The 3,413-nt window shown below is 52.0% G+C and carries 2 rRNA genes; both read right to left on the bottom strand.

Going from position 1 to position 3,413, the window contains the following annotated elements:
* Positions 1-9: 9 nt before the first annotated feature.
* Positions 10-122: ribosomal RNA gene (gene rrf, locus HV786_RS27150) — 5S ribosomal RNA — on the bottom strand.
* Positions 123-324: 202 nt separating this feature from the next.
* A 23S ribosomal RNA gene (locus HV786_RS27145) occupies positions 325-3,209 on the bottom strand.
* Positions 3,210-3,413 lie beyond the last annotated feature (204 nt).

Genomic DNA, 3,413 nt, shown 5'->3' with positions numbered 1-3,413 from the left:
GCAATAAAAGCCTGACGATGACCTACTTTCACAGACGTCCGTCCACTATCATCGGCGCAAAGGCGTTTCACTGTCCTGTTCGGGATGGGAAGGAGTGGGACCACCTTGCTATGGTCGTCAGGCGTAACTGGTTGAGCAGTTGCGGGTTAGGCAACAGCTCCAATCTTGGAAGAAGCGCAACGCGTGGCGATCAGAGCCTGAGGCTCGATGATCAACGCACGGTGGGGTGTAATTGTGTTGGCTGGCTGCTGACGGTGCAGCCAGTATTTTGTATTGAACGACACTTGGAACGCTATATCACCAGGTCATAACCATCAGTGTTATAGGATCAAGCCTCACGGGCAATTAGTATCGGTTAGCTTAACGCATTACTGCGCTTCCACACCCGACCTATCAACGTCCTGGTCTCGAACGACCCTTCAGGGGGATCAAGTCCCCGGGATACCTAATCTTCAGACGAGTTTCCCGCTTAGATGCCTTCAGCGGTTATCTCTTCCGTACTTAGCTACCCGGCAATGCCATTGGCATGACAACCGGTACACCAGAGGTACGTCCACTCCGGTCCTCTCGTACTAGGAGCAGGCTCCGTCAAGTATCCAACGCCCACGGCAGATAGGGACCAAACTGTCTCACGACGTTTTAAACCCAGCTCACGTACCTCTTTAAATGGCGAACAGCCATACCCTTGGGACCGGCTACAGCCCCAGGATGAGATGAGCCGACATCGAGGTGCCAAACACCGCCGTCGATATGAACTCTTGGGCGGTATCAGCCTGTTATCCCCAGAGTACCTTTTATCCGTTGAGCGATGGCCCTTCCATTCAGAACCACCGGATCACTATGTCCTGCTTTCGCACCTGTTCGACTTGTCAGTCTCACAGTCAAGCACGCTTATGCCATTGCACTATCAGCACGATTTCCGACCGTACCTAGCGTACCTTCGAACTCCTCCGTTACACTTTGGGAGGAGACCGCCCCAGTCAAACTGCCCACCATGCACTGTCCCCGATCCGGATAACGGACCAAGGTTAGAACCGCAAACAAACCAGGGTGGTATTTCAAGGATGGCTCCACGTGATCTAGCGACCACGCTTCAAAGCCTCCCACCTATCCTACACAGGCCGGTTCACAGTCCAATGCAAAGCTACAGTAAAGGTTCATGGGGTCTTTCCGTCTAGCCGCGGGTAGATTGCATCATCACAAACACTTCAACTTCGCTGAGTCTCAGGAGGAGACAGTGTGGCCATCGTTACGCCATTCGTGCAGGTCGGAACTTACCCGACAAGGAATTTCGCTACCTTAGGACCGTTATAGTTACGGCCGCCGTTTACCGGGGCTTCGATCAAGAGCTTGCACCCCATCACTTAACCTTCCGGCACCGGGCAGGCGTCACACCCTATACGTCGACTTTCGTCTTTGCAGAGTGCTGTGTTTTTAATAAACAGTCGCAGCCACCGATTCTCTGCGACCCCATCATGCTAAGCGCGCAGGCGCTTCACACTACCGGGGTATACCTTCTCCCGAAGTTACGGTATCAATTTGCCGAGTTCCTTCTCCTGAGTTCTCTCAAGCGCCTTGGAATATTCATCCCGTCCACCTGTGTCGGTTTGCGGTACGGTCTCGTACAGCTGAAGCTTAGAGGCTTTTCTTGGAACCACTTCCGATCACTTCGCAAGCAATGCTCGCTCGTGCCATACCCTTGATTTACGCGCCCGGATTTGCCTAAGCGCCATCTTCGATACAGCAACAGGGACATCCAACACCCTGATGATTTTCCGCGATCCGTCCCCCCATCGCACTGTACGACGGTGCTGGAATATTAACCAGCTTCCCATCAGCTACGCATCTCTGCCTCGCCTTAGGGGCCGACTCACCCTGCGCCGATGAACGTTGCGCAGGAAACCTTGGACTTACGGCGAGGGGGCTTTTCACCCCCTTTATCGCTACTCATGTCAGCATTCGCACTTCTGATACCTCCAGCAGCCTTTACAAGCCACCTTCGCAGGCTTACAGAACGCTCTCCTACCGCGTGCACTAAAAGTGCACACCCGCAGCTTCGGTTTATCGCTTAGCCCCGTTACATCTTCCGCGCAGGACGACTCGATCAGTGAGCTATTACGCTTTCTTTAAAGGATGGCTGCTTCTAAGCCAACCTCCTGACTGTCTATGCCTTCCCACTTCGTTTCCCACTTAGCGATAATTCGGGACCTTAGCTGGCGGTCTGGGTTGTTTCCCTCTTGAGTCCGGACGTTAGCACCCGGTGCTCTGTCTCCCAAGCTGTACTTGCGGGTATTCGGAGTTTGCCATAGTTTGGTAAGTCGCCATGACCCCCTAGCTATAACAGTGCTCTACCCCCCGCAGTAATACTTGAGGCACTACCTAAATAGTTTTCGGAGAGAACCAGCTATTTCCAGATTTGTTTAGCCTTTCACCCCTATCCACAGCTCATCCCCTAATTTTTCAACATTAGTGGGTTCGGTCCTCCAGCACGTGTTACCGTGCCTTCAACCTGGCCATGGATAGATCATCTGGTTTCGGGTCTACACCCAGCGACTGAATCGCCCTATTCGGACTCGCTTTCGCTACGGCTTCCCTATTCGGTTAACCTTGCCACTGAATGTAAGTCGCTGACCCATTATACAAAAGGTACGCAGTCACCCCACAAGGAGGCTCCTACTGTTTGTATGCATACGGTTTCAGGATCTATTTCACTCCCCTTCCGGGGTTCTTTTCGCCTTTCCCTCACGGTACTGGTTCACTATCGGTCGATCACGAGTATTTAGCCTTGGAGGATGGTCCCCCCATCTTCAAACAGGATTTCACGTGTCCCGCCCTACTTGTCTTACGCTTAGTTCCACACACAGAATTTCGTCTACAGGGCTATCACCTGCTACGGCCGGACTTTCCATTCCGTTCGACTATCCTGCGCGCTAAAACGTAAAGGCTCATCCGATTTCGCTCGCCACTACTTTCGGAATCTCGGTTGATTTCTTTTCCTCGAGCTACTGAGATGTTTCAGTTCACCCGGTTCGCTTCCACTAGCCTATGTATTCAGCTAGGGATACTGCATTGCTGCAGTGGGTTTCCCCATTCGGATATCTGCGGATCAAAGCTTGTTTGCCAGCTCCCCGCAGCTTTTCGCAGGCTACTACGTCCTTCATCGCCTGTGATCGCCAAGGCATCCACCATATGCACTTAGTCGCTTGATCCTATAACGCTGTAGGCTATAGGACCTGAGTATTAGCGTTTGTGCCGTTCATAAGTTTCAAAGCAGTCTGAGGTTTGCACCCCAGTCTTGAGAACTTGGAACAAAAAATAATGCAATCACAACCCGTGCCCATCTTCATCAGCAACGCTGATTACTTGATGAACACATTTTCGTTGTGCTTCTTCCAGATTGTTAAAGAACAAAT

This window comes from Achromobacter mucicolens (genome assembly GCF_902859725.1).
Classification (GTDB): Bacteria; Pseudomonadota; Gammaproteobacteria; order Burkholderiales; family Burkholderiaceae_B; genus Achromobacter; species Achromobacter mucicolens.
This window is presented reverse-complemented; position numbering and strand designations above follow the sequence as displayed.